This is a genomic window from Rhodopseudomonas palustris (assembly GCF_007005445.1).
In the GTDB taxonomy this organism is placed as follows: domain Bacteria; phylum Pseudomonadota; class Alphaproteobacteria; order Rhizobiales; family Xanthobacteraceae; genus Rhodopseudomonas; species Rhodopseudomonas palustris_G.
The window spans coordinates 1,161,269-1,179,462 of record NZ_CP041387.1 but is presented as its reverse complement, the minus strand read 5'-3'; the positions used below and the strand labels follow the sequence as shown (position 1 = coordinate 1,179,462).

The window sequence follows — 18,194 nt, the reverse complement described above, 5'->3', positions numbered from 1 at the left end:
TGCCCGCCCATCAAGCCCAACCGAGATCGAGAAGTGACTAAGCATCTGGTGATGCAAAGTGCTCCTGGCCGCTCGGCGGCTTGCGGCGCTACCCGCCTATCCCGAGCGTCCGATGTCAGCCCCGTGCGTGGGTCGCCCTAACCCCGGCCCTCTCCCGCAGGCGGGAGAGGGAGAACAGGCGCTGCGCCTCACCCCGCTGCGAACTTCACCAGCTTGATGGCGTCGAAGTCCTGGACGCCGCCGCCGACGCGCTTGGTGGTGTAGAACAGCACGTAGGGCTTCGACGAATACGGATCGCGCAGCACGCGCACGCCCTGGCGATCGACGATCAGATAGCCGCGGCGGAAGTCGCCGAACGCGATCGACAGCGAATTTGCCGCGATGTCCGGCATGTCTTCGGCATCGGCGAGCGGGAAGCCGGCGAGGCTGGCGCGGCCGCCGGCGGTGACCGGCGGCTGCCACAGATAGGCGCCGGAGGAATCCTTGAACTTGCGGATCGCCGCCTGCGTCCGCCGGTTCATCACGAAGCTGGCGTTCTGGCGATAGCCCGGCCGCAGCGCGTAGATCACGTCGATCAGCACGTCGCCGGGCGCGGTGGCGGCGAATGCGCCGGCGGCGCCGGTCGAGATGGTGCCGAGCTTGCCCCAGCTCCAGGCGCTGTTGGCCGCGGTCGGCACGGCGAGGAAGCCCTTCGGCTTACTGACGCCGTCGCCGGACACGAAGGCGATGCCCTCCTGCTCGGCGAACGCCTGGTCGATCTCGCCGGCCAGCCAGTCGTCGATGTTCACCGCGGAGTCGTCGAGCAGCGTCGCGGTCGCAGCCGGCATCGCATACAGCTCCATCGCCGGAAACGACAGCGCATCGAGCGACGGCGCATTGGTCTGCGGCCTGGCGTCGCTCTCGCCGACCCAGCCGGTCGCCGGCCCGGCGGTGACGAACGGCTTCTTGTAAACCCCGCCGGAGATCTCGCGCACGGTAGCGAGCGAGCGGATCGGCGAGATCGCGGCGAGCCGCGCCGAGATGCTGTGCTCGAGCTCGGTCGGCACCAGATAGCCGCCATCCGGATCGGAGCCCACCGACAGCGCCTTGGTCTCCAGCCGGCGCAGGCTGGCGGCCTCGCCGCTGCGCACATAGGCCTCGAACGCGCTCTTGTGCTCGCGCTGATCGGCGGCCGGCTGCGACCGCTCGGCGGCGAGCTGCGGCCGCGCCGCCTTCAGGGCGAGCTCGTCGAGCCGGCGCTGCTGATGATCCAGCGCGGCGTCGATCCGCGCCAGCTTCTCCTCGGCCAGCACGTCGCCCTTGCCGGTCTCGATCGCCTTCAGCCGCGCGTCGTTCTCGGCCTTGTAGTCCTCGAACGCGCGCATCAAGGCATCGAACACCTGCTGCGCATCGTCGCCGGCAAAGCCGGCCTTGGTCTCGGGGGCATGGTCGAACGTGGTCATCATGAGATCCCTTGTGGTGATGATGAAGGACGTCAGTCTTGAAAAGGTCGTCTCCCCGATCCTCAGCGGGCCCCCTCTCCCGCGCGCGGGAGAGGGCGGGGGTGAGGGCAGCCGCGCATCGCAGCGCCGGGGCTCACGACGACGCACCATCGCCAGCATCAGCGCTGCGTGCTGATCCGGCCGCGCGCGGCGAGAGGCCGAGGCGTGCGCGGCCGGTGATACTTGCCAGTGCCTGTTTGCGGCCGGCGCGGGTGGACAGCGTCGCCGCGATCCTCCCGCGCCGGATCGGCGATGCCGGTGCCTCCGCGGCATCGTCCGAACGGGTCGTTGCGACGTCCTGGACGCGGCGCCACGCCGCCTCCGCGGCTGCGCGCTGCGGCGAGGGCCGCGGCGCCTGCTTGACGGTGGCGATGCGGGCGCCGGCGAGCAGCGGAAAGGTGACGATCGAGATCTCCCAGAGATCGACCTGATACAGCCGCCGCACCCGCGTCTTCGGATCGATCTGGCCGCGCACCGTGCGATAGCCGATCGACAGCCCGTCGATCGCGCCGGCGCGGAGCAGCGCCAGCAGCTCGCGGCCGCGCGCCACGTCCGGGATCAGCCGGCCGCGGGCGCGTAAGCCCCGCAGATCTTCGGCCAGCTCCAGCCAGACGCCGACCGGCTCGGCGGGATCGTGCTGAAACAGCATCGGGATTCTTCGCAAGCCGCGCTGCTTCAGCGTCTGGGTGAAGGCGCCGGGCATCACCATGTCGCGGGCCTGGTCGATCTCGCCGAACAGGCTGGCATAGCCGTCGATCCTGCCGTCCTCGGCGAGCGACAGCCGCGCCGGCAGCGGCGCAGGCGAAGGCGACGGGGCGTGCGCAGGCGACGGGGCAAGCATGAGCGGCCTCGCAGGATACGAGTGAGTGGGGATGGCGGTGAACGGTAGAATGTGCGGCGGCGGCGCGCGCGGCGCGGTTACTTCGCCCGCTTGGCGGCGCGCTTGCGCGGCGGCTTGGGCGCGGCGCGGCGCGCCGCCGGCTTGCGCTGCGCGCCGGCCAGATGCGCCAGGAATTCGCGGAAGATCGTCTGCGGGTCCTTCGCCGATTTGGTCTCGGCGCGGACGCGGGTGAGCACGCTGGAGAGCCGCTGCATCGCCCTACTCCTCGTCGATCGCCCGGCGCCGCGCCCGGCGGTTGAACAGCTCGAGCGCGTGGACGAAATCATCGAACCGCCGCACCGCCGCCGCCCACTCCCGCAGCACGAACCACAACCCGAGACTGGCGCCGATCGCCCACAGCAGCAAAGCCAAGTGAGCGAGGTCACCGCGCTCGGAAAAAATCTTGATCAGATCGGACATCGGCACCTCGCGCGCAGACATCCGCGTGGCGGACAACGTCCACGCGCCGTCAGTCGTTCTTCATCGTGAGAGGAACGCTCGCGCTCGCTGCTCAGCGGCGCAGAAACCCGAAGCCATCGCCGGCTGGCTGCTCGTTGATGTCTTCATCCCGCAATACGCGCGGCTCCGGCCCAGGCTTGAAGAAACCCGGGAAGCGAAAGGTGTTGGGCGGCAGATCCTTGCCGTCGATCCATTCGATGCTGGTCGGCAGTTCGCCGTCCCGCTCCATGAACTCCTTCACGGCGGGCCACGCTTGCGCGTAGGGAATAAACAGACCGATCGGCCGCAAATCGCCCTGCAGCGTCCGCAACCACTCCTTGATCCGGCTCATGTCACCCTTGGAGTAACAATCAAGCGGCTGCCTGATCCGGCCATCCCATTTCGAATAGTGCAAGAAGACGCCGAAATCAGGTGTACCAACCATTGTGAGATGCACGTTGACCTGATCGACTTCCGGCTTGCCATCGGTGCCATTGAGCCCGGTAATCTCGAGCCCCCACTCATCGTTGCCACCGACAGCGCTAGACCAGAGATTCTCGCTCGGCGAAAGGAAGTAAGGCTCCATTTCACTCGGCGGCGGCCACGCCACCCGGCGCCACTTATTGAAATAGATAGTTCTCTTCATTTTCGGTATCTCCCAGATACCCACCGTCCACCCCACATCTCGTGTCGTACACCGGAGGGTAGCTCAACAAATGAAACGTAGGGATCACCGAGTATCACCCCCAATTTAGGAAGCACCTTCCCGCAGCTATCACAAAGCTCCCGGTCTGCCTGAATTTCGATCGAGCGCCCCACCAATCCGTCGAGGTATCGATTGGCTCTGATCAGAAGATTGGCCTCGGCGTGAAACAATGCGTCGTTCGGTTTAAAACCTACGTTCGTATCCTTCATAATCTCAGGATAACGGCTGATTAGACGATCGCGCAATGCTGTGGCCAGATTTCCATCAAAATTGCTGTATCCCGGAGCATGTGAATTGACGCCGAAGTATATGTCCCCATCAATTCGGGAGACCGCAACGGTCCATCTGTCCGTTGGCCAGACCGGTCGACCGAATAGATCCGGCGCATTGTTGTAAGTTCGATAGCTGTTTATCCATGACGCACCGTCACAACGGCCGAATTCGGGCTCTCGATTGGCAAGATTCAAATCGAGTGGCGGTCCCAAATTGCCGCCGATACCTGAGCGAAGTCGGTTGAGATGGGCCTCCGCCTCGGCCGCCCGTGCTTCGGCGCGGCCAATTGCCCCCTCGATACTTCCTGGCTGGGCCGTCCAGCTCTGCTCGCGGGGCTCCCAATTCTCGTCGTAACGACGTATCTCCGCCAATGCATTTCCGCTGCGCGCGGTCGCTATTTCCAGCCTGGAAGCGTTGCGCATCGGGCCGCATCCAGCGGTCGCGTTGATGCGCGCGCCAAGCTGACTCGCTATCATTCATCGTCGTGATCCGCTTGGGTCGTCGCTTAGTGAGGGTGATCGTGACAAGCTACCCTGGCCTATTGCGCTTCGGCGGGCCTCACCCCAGCCGGTCGCCACCGTCGATCGGCGCGTAGCCGACCGCTTCGCGCTTTTCGTTCAGGGTGAGGAACGGTGCGCGGGTGACGCGGTCCCACAGCGCGGTGCGGTCGGGCGACAGCGCGTCGATCCGGTCGGTGTCGATCACCAGGCGGACGCCGTCCCCGAATTGCGGCGACAGCCACTGCGCCAGCGCGTTGCCGACGCGCGTCGCCAGCGGCAGCACGGTCTGGCGCACGAAGCTGCGGTTGGCTTCCTGGTAGTTCGAGAACGTGTTGTCGCCGGGAATGCCGAGCAGCATCGGCGGCACGCCGAACGCCAGCGCGATCTCGCGCGCGGCGGCGTGCTTGGCCTCGAGAAAGTCCATGTCCTTCGGCGACAGCGCCATCGCCTTCCAGTCGAGCCCGCCTTCGAGCAGCAGCGGCCGGCCGGCATTGGCGGCGCCTTCGTAGGTGTTCTCCAATTCGCGCTTCAGCCGCTCGAACTGATTCTCGCTGAGCACGGCGCCTTCCGGCCCGGCATATACCAGCGCGCCCGACGGCCGCGCCGAATTGTCGAGCAACGCCTTATTCCACCGCGCGGCAGCATTGTGGGTGTCGACCGCGACCGCGGCAGCTTCGAGCGGCGCCATGCCGTAGTGGTCGTCGAGCGGATGGAAGAACGTCAGATGCAGGATCGGCGAAACCGGAGCGGCATGCTGATCGAACCGCACGGTGCGGCCGCCGACGCTGTAGTCATACGCCTCCGCCCAGCCATCTGGGCCCGGGATCAGTTTGATGCGGTCGGGCCGCAGCGCATAGAGCTCGTGCACGGCCTCGCCGAGCGTCACCGCTTCGAGATAGGCGTTGCCGGCGAGCAGCAGGTGCGCGTACAGCGTCTCCAGCAGCGCAGCGCCGTCCTGGCGCGGGTTGGGGCGCGCCAGCAGCGCGGCGAGCGGATGCGCCTCCTTCTCCTGGGCGCCGTCGAACACGCCGAACACGCAGGCGGCGGCGCTCTCCGCCACCAAGCGCACGGAGCGATACACGATCGCGTTGCCGACATATCCCTCGCGCGCCAGGCCGGTATAGTCCCTCGGCGTCCACCGCGGCCGTCCGCCGAACCCCACCGCAAGTACCTGCGCGGTTCGTGACGTCTTGACTTCCGTCAGCGCCAGACGAGCCTTCAGCCGATCGAACATGACGAGGTCCTTTGTTTCGGCCGCGAACGGCAGGATGGGACGGACCAGCAGCACAGAGTCGGATACAGCGTGCCCGCTGTGGCCGAACTCTGTACTTGTCGTGAGGCCGTAGAGGTCAGCCGTCACGCATCACGGCCGCTGTTGTCGCGGACTGACGGGTCTGAATGCGGGGATTACTTGCTGTCAGGCGGCCGACGAAATCGCCGACTCCGCGTCCGGCCAGCCGATCTGGAACCCAAGCTGAAGCTCCCGAGACGGCGCGGCGCTTCTCAAGGGAGAGTTCCTATGGAGTCGCAGGACTTGGCGTCCGACCGGTGTGCGGCGGAGTGGCTTGCACCGAAGTATTACAACCTGAACCAGACGAACCAGATCACGCCCAGCACCAGCACCGCCAGTCCTGTGCTGATCGTGAGGAGAGCCAGAACGGACGGACCGCGCTCGCCTTGCCTCACCTCGATCGGGGTTTCGACGGTTCGTCCTTCATCACGATTCGCCATGACCCCTCCTTGCTGTTCCGGCGCTATCGACCTGCCTTCCATCCGCCAACGCGCGATACTGTATCCCGTTCCGCCGATGATCGTCGTCGATACAAATGGCGTGCGGGACTTGGTGCGGCCATCAACGTCCACAGCCGGAGCATTGCGTTGCTCATGAAATCAGGATCGACGCTTTGCAATGCCTACCACGCGCCGCCGAGCGGGCGCTCAGCCCCGTCTCGAACCATGCGACGCCAGCACGCCGCTCTCAGGGCGTCGAAGGAGATCCGGGCCCGGACGAAACAAAGACCGATGCCGCGTCAGCGTTCGGCCTTTCCGAACACACTTGTGGAGCATGGCCGGACCCTATGCGGGGAGCGTCACGCTGTCAAGGACTATTTTCTTATGATCGATGTCGGGTGCCCGGTCGGACCGCCCCGGCTAGTCCGGCTGGCAAGTATCAGAACGCGCCGATACGATCGCCCGTTTTCGGCTGGATGGCGCACACAGCGTCATGCAGGACCAGCCCGCCAGCCCAGCCGCGGAGCTAAGGCAGCGCGTCTTTGACTGCCGAATATTTGGCGGCCAGATTGGTCCCGAGCGTGGCCGACAGACCGACGATGACAATGCTGATGCCGACGGCGATCAGCGCATATTCGATCGAGGTGGCGCCCCGCGTGTCGGTCCGGAATCGAGAAATCAGGCGTCGCACCGCAATCTCCTGTCTTCGCGCCCACGTCGTCCAGGGCGCGCCGGAACGGCGGAACCCTAAATGTCACAGGTTACGGGAGTCTTGACGTGATCACGGCCACGCCGATCACGCCCCGGCCGCCGGGACCGGGGGAGAATCGGCCGGCACCAGATCAGGGCCGGTGCTCAGCGCGGCGCGCCGATCCTGAACCGCATGGTGGAACTGCTCGAGTACCAGGCTGAAAGGCTCGAGGTCGTCGATCGCGCCGTCGTCGTAGCAATCCAGCGTGTCGCGCAGGATCCAGTCGATGTCGTGCTGCAAAGCGTCCAGCGCCTCCAGCGATTCCGCCTTGCGCGCCTTGGCGACCATCGCCAGCACCCGGTCACGCATCTTGGTGCCGGCCTCGCGTTCGTCGCGCGTCAAGTAACTGCGGAACCAGGCGCCGGCCGAGCCGAGGCCGGACAACAGCAACACCAAGCCCCAGATGTAATCGCTATTGCGCTCCATGAAGGTGCGGTCAGTGCCGTCGATGAACGCGGCGGCGCCGCGATGCGCCGGCAGCGCTGCATCCTTCTCGGTGTCCGGCGCCTCGATCTTGCCGGCGAGCGGCATCTCGCGGGCGATCTGCTGACGGGCGGCGAAGATCTGCCGCGTCAGCTTGGTCACGACAACGGATGACAGCGACTGCCGCGCCACGATCAGGTGATTGACGCTGACGGTATCGACCTTGTCCTCCGGTCGCGCCGGCTGGGTCGAGAAGATGCTGCCGGGGATCTCTTCCGAGTCGTAGATCGGATATTTCTTGGCAATCGCGTCGCCGACGTCGATCGGCAGGAAGCGCAGCTCGCCCCGTGCTTTCGCGGTGGCGGCGATCGCTTCGCCGGTGATCTTGCTGTCGAGCGGACCGACCGCCAGGAAGGCGTCGAGCGATGAATCGCGCGCCAGCTCGGCCGGCTGTCCGGTGGCGAACTGCTCCTTGTGGACCTTGTCGGGCGCGACGCCGGACTCGGCCAGAACGATGTCGAGCAGTTTGACATTGGCCGGGGTCCGCCCGATCACGCCGACGCGGCGGCCTGCGAGATCGGCGATGGTCTTGACCGCCTTCCTGCCCTTGCCGGCCGACGCCGGCGCCCACAGCACGACGACGTTCTTGCGCAGCACCGCGACCGCTTGCGCGTCCGCCGGCAGATCGAGGTCGGCCCGCGTGACCGCGAGGTCGGCCTTGTGGTTTCGAAACGCCTCGATGCTCGGCGTCGCCCCACCGGTGACAACTGGCACCAGCCGCACCGCGGCCCGGTCCCGGGCAAAGCTCTGGGCCAGCGCCTGCACCAGCTTCAGATCTTCGCCACCGCCCGGCCCGACTGCGATCTTCAGATTGACGGGCCGTATCTCGTAGAACACCAAGGCGAGCACGCCGACCGCAACCAGAATGAACGTCAGCACCGCCGCCAGCGCGAAACGGGCGCGATTGCGACGCCGCCGGTTGCGAAAACTGTCATGTCCAACGCCGTCCGGGGATGCCATCCCGTCACCCGCTCCTCGCGCCCGCGCGACGCCGGCAGACGCCCTGCGCCGCGCTTACGGCCGTTGTGCGGCAGAGTACTCAATTTCAGTCGTCGGGTATCGGGAAATCCGCTGACCGCCGGACGTCCTACTCCGACAGCGCGAGCGTCGGCTCGGGGCCGGCCAGCTTACGCTCTTCCATCACGACGATGCACAGCGCCGAGGCCGTCAGCATCAGCGCCGCCGCGCCGAACACCCAGCGGAACGCCGCGACCATCTCGGCGGACCCGACGCTGCCGACGACATGGCGATGCTCGGCGCCGCCAAGCTGCACGTCGCCGCCGAGCGCGATCAGCAGGATCGCGGTGAACGCCGCCACCGTGAATGAGGCCATCAGCGCCCGGAAGAAGTTCATCGCGCCGGTCGCGGTGCCGATCTGGGGCCGCGGGACCGCATTCTGGATCGACACCACGCTGACCGGGAACACCGTGCCGAGCCCGAGCGAACACAGCGACAGTAGCGTCAGGAACAGCCACAACGGCAGCGGCGTCAGCAGCGCGATCGCCAAAGCCATCAGCGCCGCGAAGCTGGTGCCGAGGATCGCGATCCGCTTGTAGCGCTCGACATGCACCATTGCGCGGCCAGTGAACGCCGCGCCGAACACCGAGATCGCCGCGATCGGGATCAGCGCCAGGCCGGATTGGCTCGCAGTCAGATGATACACCGCCTCGTAATACAGCGGCATGTGCACCGTCAGCGCGATCATCGCCCCCATGGTGAAGGCGCCGCCGGCCATTGCCCACGGGACGACCGTCCCGCTCATCAATGACAGCGGCAGGAACGGCTCCCGGGCTCGCAGTGCGTGCCAGACGAAGCTCACCGCCAACAGCACCGCCGCGCCCGACAGCGCCAGGATTGTCGGCGACAGCCAGGCAAAGCGATTGCCACCCCAGGTCAGCACCAGCATCACCGCCATTGCCGCAGACATCAGCAGCACGCCGCCGAGCCAATCCACTTTGCGGCGGCGGTGATACACTGGGATCTTCGCCATCTTCGGCAGCAGCAGCGCCAGCGCGCCGATTGCGAGCGGCAGGTTGATCCAGAAGATCATCGACCAGTGCAAATGCTCGGCGAAGAAGCCGCCGAGGATCGGCCCGCCGATTCCGGCCGATACCCACACGCCAGAGAAATAAGCCTGATACTGGCCCCGCTCGCGCGGACTGACGACGTCGGAGATCACCGTCTGCACGATCGGCATGATGCCGCCGCCGCCCAGCCCCTGCAGCGCGCGGCCGAGGATCAGGACCAGCAAACTCGGCGCCAGCGCGCACATCACGGAGCCGGCGACGAACAGGCTGAGCGAGACGATGATCATCACCCGCCGGCCGTAGATGTCGGCCAGACTGCCGAACACCGGAGCGACTGCAGTCGACGACAGCAGATACGCGGTGATCACCCAGGACAGGTTTTCGACGTCGCCGAACTGCCGTCCGATCGTCGGCAGCGCGGTGGCGACGATGGTCTGATCGAGCGCGGCGAGGAACATCGCCAGCAGCAGGCTCAACAGAATCGCGCGAACTTCGCCCTGGGTCAGCGCGCCGGCCGGCGCCAGCGGCGGCGCGTCGCCGAGATTGATCACTTCGGTCGGAATGCTGGAGAGTTCGGCGGCGGCTTCGTCGGACAGCAGATGGTGGGGTGGGCCCACAGGTTGACGGCTCTGGCGTTCGGACATGCTCATGCGGGCGCGGAATCTCGTCGGGCTGAAACGATGCGGGGGATATTCGCCAGTGCATCCTACTAACGCATCCCCTGCTGAAACGACAGCAACGTCAGCGCATGGGTGCACCGCGTACCGCTGCCGGTCCATGGAATTGGGATATGATCGGCCGGCGGAATGTTCCGCATGGCAAAATACGCCCACGCTTCGTGTGGGGTAAGGAGGTCAGCCATGATCGGGTTCAAGCGACGTCTCCTCGCCACCTGCGCCGGCGCAGCCGCCATCGCGGGATTGTTATGGCCGCCGGTCGCCGACGCCTGCACGCGCTTGGTCTATCTCGGCGCCGACAATCAGGTGATCACGGCGCGATCGATGGATTGGGCGCGCGACATCGGCACCAATCTTTGGATCTTCCCGCGCGGCATCAAACGCTCCGGCGAAGCCGGCTCCAACTCTGCACAGTGGACCGCGCGCTACGGCAGCGTCATCGCGTCGGCCTATGATGTCGCCACTTCGGACGGAATCAACGAGGCGGGGCTGGTCGCCAATGTGCTGTGGCTGGCAGAGTCGCAATATCCGCCGTTCGACGGCTCCAAGCCGGGGCTAGCGCTGTCGCTGTGGCCGCAATATGCGCTCGACAATTTCGCCACCGTCGCCGAAGCAGTCGAGGCGCTGGCGAAGGAACCATTCACGGTCGTCACCGACAAGATGCCCGGTGAGCAGCGCATCGCCACGGTGCATCTGGCGCTGTCGGATGCCTCCGGTGACAGCGCCATCATCGAATATATCGACGGCAAGCAGGTGATCCATCACGGCCGGCAATACCAAGTGATGACCAATTCGCCGACCTTCGATCAGCAGCTCGCGCTGAACTCGTACTGGCAGCAGATCGGCGGCACGGTGATGCTGCCCGGCACCAATCGCGCCGCCGACCGCTTCGCGCGGGCTGCGTTCTATGTCGGCGCGATTCCGAAGACACCCGACCCGGTGGAATCGATCGCCGCCGCGTTCAGCGTGATCCGCAATGTGTCGGTGCCGTTCGGGATCTCGACGCCCGATCAGCCCAACATTTCCTCGACCCGCTGGCGCAGCGTCTCCGACCACAAGCGCAAACTGTACTTCTTCGAATCCGCGCTGACGCCGAACGTGTTCTGGATCGATCTGACGAAGATCGATTTCTCCGCCGACAAGGGCGTGGTGAAGAAGCTCGACCTCGGCCCCGGCCAGCGCAACATCTTCTCCGGCGAAGTGCACGATCGCTTCAAGCCGTCGGAGCCGTTCAAGTTTCAGGGGCTGTGAGGTCGGTCGACAGCGCAACAACAGAGTCGAACTGCAGTCTCCGAGAGCTTCTCTCGGAGACGAAACGTCGGGTTCACTTGATCTTGTTGATGCGACGCAGATCGGCGTCGATCCGCGACTGCCAGCCGGGACCTCCGGCCTTGTAGGTGTCGATCACCTCCGGCGACAGCCGCAGTGACACCAGTCGCTTGGTCGGCGCCTTGTTCGGACCGCGCCCGCGACGGATCGAGGCGGCGAGATCGGGAAGAACTTCGGCGAATGGACGAAGCTCTTTGATCTGCTCCGCTGTCAGTTCCGGGCTTTCAACATCGTCCCAATCCTGCTTGCTATAACCTCGGCCGGGCTCGAACGTCTTCGAGAGCCTTTTACTCATCGATCAGTCTCCTCTCCCTGCGACTTGCAGAACGCATACTGATAACGCTGACACCCTCAGTGCCGAGCTTAAGAAATACAACGACGATGACCCCGCTGAACAATTCTCCGACCGCGATCATTCGGTCGAGCTTTGCTGGAACGATCGCCGAGCGTTCAAAGAACGCTTCATCGAGATCGGCGAAATCCATCCCATGCCGGTCGATATTGACGAGCCGCTTGTACTCGTCCCAGACAATCCGCATCGCGATCAACTCATTATAATGTATCTACAATAAAATCGACGTCAAGCTGGGCGATCGGCAGCAGACGGGTCGCCAGCATGGACCATCGGCGGCCTAGCGCCTACATCATCCGAGTACCCACCTGGAGTTCGCATGCCCCGTTCCAATCTCGCCGCACCGGAGGACGCATCCGGCGCCACGCTCGCCAATTGGCGCGAGCTGCCGTTCAGCCGCTGGTCGTTCCGCAACATCGACGCCCTGATCCCGACCGAGGCGATCGCCAACGCGCCGGATGATATCTGGTCCCTGCCTACGGCACCGCGCGAGCTCACTGGCTTTCGCGTCCGCGCCCAGGGCGGCGAACTGCTCGCCCTAGACGGTTTCCTCACCGCCACCGACACCGATGCGCTGGTCGTACTCAAGGACGGGGCAATCGCGTTCGAGGCCTATGCCAACGGCACCACCGCGACGACACCGCACATCATCATGTCGGCGTCGAAATCGATCACCGGGCTGATCGCCGGGATCCTCAGCGAGCGCGGCCACCTGCAGCTCGACGCCGAGGTGACGACACTGATTCCGGAAACGGCAGGCACCGCCTATCAGGGCGCGACGTTGCGGCGGATGCTCGACATGCGGACCGGCATTCTGATCGACCTCGACGCGCAGCGCGCCTATGCGGCCGCCGCCGGGTGGGACCCGGTGCCGCCGGATCGACCGCCGACCGACCTCAAGTCGTTCTACAGCAACCTGGCGATCAAGCCGCAGCCGCATGGCGGGCCGTTTCGCTACGTCTCAGCCAACACCGATCTACTCGGCTGGGCGATCGAACGCGCCACCGGCACCCGTTTCGCCAAGCTGGTTTCCGATCTGTTGTGGCGCCCACTCGGGGCCGAGCAGACGGCCTCGATCACCACCGACCGGCAGGGCCAGGCACGCACCACCGGCGGCTTCAGCATGGTGGCCCGCGATTTTGCCCGGATCGGACAGATGGTTCTCGACGACGGCCTGCGCGACGGGCGGTCGATCGTCCCGTCGTCATGGATCGACGATCTGTGGCATGGCGGCGACCGGGATGCCTGGCGGCAGGGAGAATGGCAGAGATTGTTTCCGTACCGGAATTTCAGCTACCGCGGCGGCTGGTACGTGATCCACGACGAACCGAAAGCGATGTTCGCGATGGGAATTCACGGCCAGAACCTGTTCGTCGATCCGGAGAGCCGGCTGGTGATCGCCAAGCTGTCGTCGCAGGGAGCTGCAGTCGATAGCGCCGCCTGGGCGGTGACGCATCGTGCGCTGCCGGAATTTCGCCGCTGCCTCGGCTGAGCGGCATTCTCGATCAGTTCGAGCTGCTGCCCCGAGATCCGGCAGCCGCCCCCGATCGGAATTCCAATGGCGATCCGACGACAAAGAAAGAGGCCCGGTCGCCAATCGGCGCCCGGGCCCAAGTCTAGGGAGGAAACGCCCCAAGGAAGGGGACCGCGACGAACCGCATCGCGGATGTTCAGTATGTGACACACTTGCCGCGTGTATTCTATCTGGGCAAATCCCGAGTCCGGGAATGCCCCGATCGTAGTTTTACGGATGCGACAGTGCCCCTGCACAGCAGCAATCGCGAACCGGCCGGGCTGGCCGCAGGTCAGGCCACAACCTTGTCGAGCAGGTCGATCAGATGCGGCTTGCCGTCGGCGACGATCTTCACCTTGGCCGCGAGTTCCGGATTGTCCGCGAAGAACGCGACCACCCCCTGCTCCTCCGCCGACCAGTCCGGCCGCACACCGCCCTTCGGCGGCTTGGCCCGGTTCGCCTCCTTTGCCTGATGCTTGGTCCAATCGGCCTCGCGCCCGGCATCGATCTCCTCGACCGGATAGGTCAGATGGATCGTGTAGTCGTCGTCGACACCGCGCGCATCGAGCAGCATCTGCAAGGTGGCGCGCTCTGGATTGCCGTGGTCGCCGTTGCCGGAAAACACGTAGTGATCGGCCGTGACCCGTTCGAAGAACGACGTCTCCATATTGTTGTCGCTGCCGTGGTGCGGCACTTTGAGAATGTCGACGTGCAGCGTCTCCCCCTCCGCCAGCTTGCCGGCCATCTCGAGCCCTTCGATGATCTTGTCGCCGCGGGCGTCGCCGGTCAGCAGCATGGTCTTGCCGCCGCATTCGGCCAGCAACACGATGCTCGACAGGTTTGGCACTGATTTGTCGACGAACGCAGCCAGCATCGCCGACGCAGTCGGTCTGGTGCCTTCGCTCTTGCGCCGCCGCAGCCATTGATCGTGCAAGTCCTGCAGGGCTTGCAGCTCTTTCTGCATCGGGCCAGCGACGGTGATGGACACGCCATTGAGATCGACCGGCGCAACCTCCGGCGCGGTCAGGATCAGCTTGCCCTTGAACTTGTGGTTCGGCTTCCAGCCGAGATCGGCAGCGTCGTCGCGCAGGGTCCGCCCTTGCGGCACGCTGGCGAGCACGGCCTGCGCCGCGGCTTCCTCCTCGCTGTCCCCGATCTCGACTCCCGCGAACAGATTGGCATCGGCGCCGGCCAGGATCGAGGCGGTGCCGAAGCCGCTCGTCAGTTCGTCCGGCCTGGTCGACAGCAGGTCGTCGAAGCTGTTGTGCCACAGGCTGGTGACGGCGAGCCGGAGACCGGCCGCCCGTCTGCGCTGCTCGTGGGTCAGATCGAGGATACCGCGAATATGGTCGTCGTCGATATGGCTGACCAGCACGACGTCGACCGGCAGCGGATCGGCGGTGTCGAGCAGTCCGGCGCGCTCGCGCGCAGCCCGCAGCTTCTGCAGCCGCGGCTCCAGCGACTGCGCGTACACCGTCGCCGGTCCGCCGTCGATCAGCATCACGCGCGGCCTGTCCTCGGTGCCGTAATGCAGCATCAGGCAATCGCCCTGCCTTGCTCTCAGCACATCCAGACTGAAATACATCACCCTGCTCCTACGCGTCGGTGCCTTCAGATCGACTGGAATGCGCGCAGCACGTCCAGCATGCCGTGCCCTTGGAAACTGCGTTCGCGGCCGAGATCGGTGGCGCTGGCGCAGAGGATCTGCTTCACCCGCCGCGGCTGGCCGATCAGTTCTTCGTAGCGCGCCAGCAGCATCGCCGCTGCGCCGCTGACATGCGGCGCCGCCATGCTGGTGCCGGACTCCGGCGCCCATCCGTGGTTCAGCACGGTGGAGTAGACCCGCTCTCCCGGCGCCACCAGATCGGGCTTCAGACGACCGTCGCCGGTCGGCCCGCGGCTGGAGAAAAAGCTGATGCCGTAGGTCTGCGGCCAGTTGCCGTGGGTCGAGCCGACGGTGATGACGCCGTCGCCATTGCCGGGATCGGTGATGCTGAAGGCGGCGTAGTTCTCGAACGGACCGTCGACGGTCTGGAACTTCTGAAAACCACGATTGCCCGCCGCAGCCACCACGACGACGCCACTCTCCACCAGCCGTTCACATTCGTTGCACACCGGCGTCCGGCCGCAAGCGTAGTTGCGGACGTTGTGCGGAATCGAGAGGCTGAGATTGACGCCGTGCACGGTGATGTAATTGTGCCGCTCGTTGATGTAGCGGATGTACTGCAACGCCGCGATCACCGCGAATTCGGTGTCGGCCGCGGTCTTCCCCAGCACACGGAAGTCGTACAGCCGGATATCCGGGCACATGCCGTTATAGGCCGAGCCAACGAGATCGCCGTCGGCACCGATGATGCCGGCAACGTGCGTGCCGTGCGGATTGGTCGGCGGCGGCGGATGTTTCAGCGTGATCAGCTTCTCGACATCGCCCCAGTTGATCGGACGCCGGTTCTCGGCATCGATCGCGACCTGCTTGAGATATTTCTGCGTCGCCTCGATCGACAGGCCGGTGGTCCGCGCGATGCGATCGACTTCGGCTGCTCCGACGTCATCGACCTCGCTGGTCACGATCTCGCGGATCCGTGTAAAGTCGAAGGTCTTCTTCACACGGCTCGCGTAGACTGGATTGCTCGGGTCGGTCGTCGCCTGCTCGTCGATCATCTGCAGTGCCGGGTGACTGCAGTCGATCCCGGAATCGATCACACCCCAGACGATCCGGTCGCACATTACCCGGAACAGCGACTGTGCCGCGTCGGCCTTCACTGCAGGAACCGAGCGATCGAGCGCGGTGTCGGCGCGGCGGTTCAGCGACACCTGGAAGATGTACCCCTCGGCCAGTGCGTCTCCGGCGAGTTCGCCTATCTCGGAGCTCTTGCGCACCAGTTCGGCGAGATCCTCCTCGACCTTAGGATAGGCCTTGAAGATCTCATCGACGATCTCGGCGGCACACGGCGCATACTGCGCGAAGGCCAGATCCTCGTCGAGTTCGGGCAAGGCCAGCAGCGCTGCGGCGCTGCCTGCGGGCTGCCCCGGCAATTGATCTTCGGCACGCCGCTCACGTTTGCTGATCCAGAAGATCAACCCGGCGAGCGCGATATAGCGTTCGAGCGATGAGTAGTTGTCGCGCTCGACATTGATCCCTGCTTTGCGCGTCGCGCCCGGTGGCGTCTGCAGCAGCTTGATCAGCGCCGCGCGGCGCTCCTCGACCTGTTTGATCCGGCCGGCGCCCTGCTGCTGCCGCCACCACAGCGTCAGCGGCACCAGGATGCACAGCACTTCGTCGAAATACAGCTCGGCTGCGACCAGCCCCTGCAGATAGGCGATCTTGGCGGATTCGAGCCGGCGCGACAGTTGCGCATCGACCATCTCGTTGCGCGATCTGTTCCAGATCGGCCGGCCGAGCCTGATCATGCTGGCGACATCGGCAGCGGTGGCTTTGAAGTGAGGGGTGATCAGGACGTCCTGGCGTGCCCCGGGATCGAGCGCGTAGGCGCTCCAGACGTCGCCGAGCAGCGGCGAATCCTGCAGCACCCGGCGGTCGTCGGCGGGGCCGAGCAAGATAGTCTCGACGATCTCGCCGGGCAGCGAGAACTGCATCGGCCGTCCATCGTCGCCACTCGGCCACAGGAATCCGTCGTCCCTCGCCATTGGCTCTCCTCCGCCGACGCCCCGCCTGAGCCTATCCGTCGAAACGGGGCAGGCGCTGCTGTTTCGGATTCACACTCCCGATTGCGGATACGGAAACTGCTTCGGCGGCGTCAGCTCCGCATCCACGTGTTTGCGCAGAGCCGCGTCGCACACCGCATATCCCCAATTGATCAGCCGATCCTGGGTGACGTCGTCGAGCCGCTTCAGCCGGGTAGCGATCTCGGCGAGTTGCATGGTGCGGATGTGCGGGCACGGCAGCGCGTCGGAGAGCTGATAGTCGGTGATGTCGGTGCGGATGCCCCAATAGGCGCCACGGCGCACATGCGATTTGAACGAGTCGATCAGTTGCCGCTTGCGCAGCGACCGGACCTGATTGTCGACCAGATTGAGCACGCGATGGAGTGCTGCGCCCAATCGGTCGCCGGCTCTTCCTCGGCAGCGACTTGGCCGCCGGCATCGCTGACCAGCACGGTCGTGTAGCGCTTCCACGCCGTCTCGAGCCCGAGATTGTCGTAGACCCCGCCATCAGTGAGAAACACCCGGCTGGTGAACGGCTCGCGCTGTAGATCGTCGCCGGAATTCGGCGTGAATTTGGTCGGGTCGAGCCGTAGCTGGAACGGCGACAGCACCGGCGGAAATGCCGACGACGCCGTCACCGCCTGCGCCAACGTCACTGTCGGATTCAGCACCTCGCCCACTCGGTAGTCGCGCATATAGCGCTTCGAGAACCGCCACAGCACGCCCGACTGTACATTGGTGGCATTGATGACGAAGCGCGGCTCGTCCGGCAGATCCTGCAGCGTGGCGCCTTGAAACAGCCCGCGATCATAAGCCTTGGCGATCTCGTCGCCGATCGATACGCCCGGCAACGCAATGCCCCACAGGATCGATCCGGCATCGATGGTTTCACCGGCGAAGGCGCGCAGCGGCGCCACCACCTCGCGCACGAACTCCGTCGTGCTGCTTCCCGCCGCGAAACTCAATGTCGGCCATTTCAATGCCAGCAGGCCGGCGGCAATCGAACCGCCCGATACGCTGGAGATACGTCTGACCGTTTTCAGGATGCCGGTTTCGTGCAGCCGCCACAGTACCCCGACATGAAACACCATCGCGCGGTAGCCGCCGCCCGACAGGCAAAGCGCAATGCCGTCCTCGAGTTTCGGAGCGACAATCTCGGTCGGAACACGTCCCACGGGAGAATCGGTCATTCCCTTGCCCTCGCAAAACGGCTGGACGACCTGTCAGTTCAATTCCCGATACGACGCATCACGTTTGCGCCACCCATCTAACTATCAATCAAGCAGTCAAATACGACTTTAGGTTGAAGGCTAGCACCGGCCAATCGCACTGTAAAGTAACCGCTTCTCGGAGCTGATCGACGCCGCGCCGGCGACCGTCGAGTGGT

General features: G+C 65.2%; 19 protein-coding genes. 2 read left to right on the top strand and 17 right to left on the bottom strand.

What is annotated here, in order from left to right:
• Nucleotides 1-188: 188 nt before the first annotated feature.
• From FLL57_RS05360 to FLL57_RS05320, 11 genes are all read right to left on the bottom strand, one after another.
• Nucleotides 189-1,445 (bottom strand): phage major capsid protein, encoded by a 1,257-nt coding sequence (locus FLL57_RS05360; protein WP_142882326.1) that lies wholly within the window; start codon nt 1,443-1,445, stop codon nt 189-191.
• A 130-nt stretch (nt 1,446-1,575) separates the two neighbouring features.
• Entirely contained in the window at nt 1,576-2,322 is a 747-nt protein-coding gene (locus tag FLL57_RS05355) for an HK97 family phage prohead protease (RefSeq protein WP_142882325.1), read from the bottom strand.
• A 77-nt stretch (nt 2,323-2,399) separates the two neighbouring features.
• Nucleotides 2,400-2,576: a hypothetical protein gene (locus tag FLL57_RS23265; protein WP_185966187.1), complete on the bottom strand. Its 177-nt coding sequence runs from the start codon at nt 2,574-2,576 to the stop codon at nt 2,400-2,402.
• A 4-nt stretch (nt 2,577-2,580) separates the two neighbouring features.
• On the bottom strand, nt 2,581-2,781 hold the full coding sequence (locus FLL57_RS05350) for a hypothetical protein (RefSeq protein ID WP_047308445.1): 201 nt from the start codon (nt 2,779-2,781) through the stop codon (nt 2,581-2,583).
• Between the two features lie 91 nt (nt 2,782-2,872).
• Nucleotides 2,873-3,445 carry a hypothetical protein gene (locus FLL57_RS05345; protein WP_142882324.1) on the bottom strand — a complete coding sequence of 191 codons (573 nt, stop codon included), beginning with the start codon at nt 3,443-3,445 and terminating at the stop codon, nt 2,873-2,875.
• Complete coding sequence (locus tag FLL57_RS05340) at nt 3,442-4,200, bottom strand: hypothetical protein (RefSeq protein ID WP_142882323.1); 759 nt, start codon at nt 4,198-4,200, stop codon at nt 3,442-3,444. Before FLL57_RS05340 ends, FLL57_RS05345 begins: the two co-directional genes overlap by 4 nt.
• 136 nt (nt 4,201-4,336) lie before the next feature.
• Nucleotides 4,337-5,512 carry a phage portal protein gene (locus FLL57_RS05335; protein ID WP_142882322.1) on the bottom strand — a complete coding sequence of 392 codons (1,176 nt, stop codon included), beginning with the start codon at nt 5,510-5,512 and terminating at the stop codon, nt 4,337-4,339.
• A 344-nt stretch (nt 5,513-5,856) separates the two neighbouring features.
• Nucleotides 5,857-6,009 (bottom strand): hypothetical protein, encoded by a 153-nt coding sequence (locus tag FLL57_RS23260; protein ID WP_013503315.1) that lies wholly within the window; start codon nt 6,007-6,009, stop codon nt 5,857-5,859.
• 526 nt (nt 6,010-6,535) lie between these two features.
• A complete protein-coding gene (locus FLL57_RS05330) occupies nt 6,536-6,700 on the bottom strand; it encodes a Flp family type IVb pilin (protein WP_013503316.1) in 165 nt (54 codons plus the stop codon).
• A 105-nt stretch (nt 6,701-6,805) separates the two neighbouring features.
• Nucleotides 6,806-8,203 carry a TAXI family TRAP transporter solute-binding subunit gene (locus FLL57_RS05325; protein WP_142882321.1) on the bottom strand — a complete coding sequence of 466 codons (1,398 nt, stop codon included), beginning with the start codon at nt 8,201-8,203 and terminating at the stop codon, nt 6,806-6,808.
• 127 nt (nt 8,204-8,330) lie between these two features.
• Complete coding sequence (locus tag FLL57_RS05320) at nt 8,331-9,920, bottom strand: MDR family MFS transporter (protein ID WP_142882320.1); 1,590 nt, start codon at nt 9,918-9,920, stop codon at nt 8,331-8,333.
• Nucleotides 9,921-10,130: 210 nt separating this feature from the next.
• Between FLL57_RS05320 and FLL57_RS05315 the strand changes: the two genes are divergently transcribed.
• Nucleotides 10,131-11,198 (top strand): linear amide C-N hydrolase, encoded by a 1,068-nt coding sequence (locus FLL57_RS05315; RefSeq protein WP_142882319.1) that lies wholly within the window; start codon nt 10,131-10,133, stop codon nt 11,196-11,198.
• Between the two features lie 73 nt (nt 11,199-11,271).
• On the opposite strand, the gene FLL57_RS05310 is transcribed toward FLL57_RS05315, so the two are convergent.
• Nucleotides 11,272-11,571, bottom strand: a complete 300-nt coding sequence (locus FLL57_RS05310; protein WP_013503321.1) for a BrnA antitoxin family protein — start codon at nt 11,569-11,571, stop codon at nt 11,272-11,274.
• Complete coding sequence (locus FLL57_RS05305) at nt 11,564-11,815, bottom strand: BrnT family toxin (protein ID WP_013503322.1); 252 nt, start codon at nt 11,813-11,815, stop codon at nt 11,564-11,566. The genes FLL57_RS05310 and FLL57_RS05305 overlap by 8 nt, the downstream gene beginning before the upstream one ends.
• A gap of 132 nt (nt 11,816-11,947) precedes the next feature.
• Between FLL57_RS05305 and FLL57_RS05300 the strand changes: the two genes are divergently transcribed.
• Entirely contained in the window at nt 11,948-13,120 is a 1,173-nt protein-coding gene (locus FLL57_RS05300; RefSeq protein ID WP_013503323.1) for a serine hydrolase domain-containing protein, read from the top strand.
• A gap of 313 nt (nt 13,121-13,433) precedes the next feature.
• On the opposite strand, the gene FLL57_RS05295 is transcribed toward FLL57_RS05300, so the two are convergent.
• The 4 genes from FLL57_RS05295 to FLL57_RS05285 all read right to left on the bottom strand — a co-directional run bounded on the left by FLL57_RS05295 (nt 13,434) and on the right by FLL57_RS05285 (nt 17,997).
• Entirely contained in the window at nt 13,434-14,726 is a 1,293-nt protein-coding gene (locus FLL57_RS05295) for a hypothetical protein (RefSeq protein ID WP_142882318.1), read from the bottom strand.
• Between the two features lie 26 nt (nt 14,727-14,752).
• A complete protein-coding gene (locus FLL57_RS05290; RefSeq protein WP_142882317.1) occupies nt 14,753-16,789 on the bottom strand; it encodes a S8 family peptidase in 2,037 nt (678 codons plus the stop codon).
• Nucleotides 16,790-16,858: 69 nt separating this feature from the next.
• A complete protein-coding gene (locus tag FLL57_RS23490; protein WP_235677216.1) occupies nt 16,859-17,182 on the bottom strand; it encodes a hypothetical protein in 324 nt (107 codons plus the stop codon).
• Complete coding sequence (locus FLL57_RS05285) at nt 17,131-17,997, bottom strand: patatin-like phospholipase family protein (RefSeq protein ID WP_235677215.1); 867 nt, start codon at nt 17,995-17,997, stop codon at nt 17,131-17,133. The genes FLL57_RS23490 and FLL57_RS05285 overlap by 52 nt, the downstream gene beginning before the upstream one ends.
• Nucleotides 17,998-18,194 lie beyond the last annotated feature (197 nt).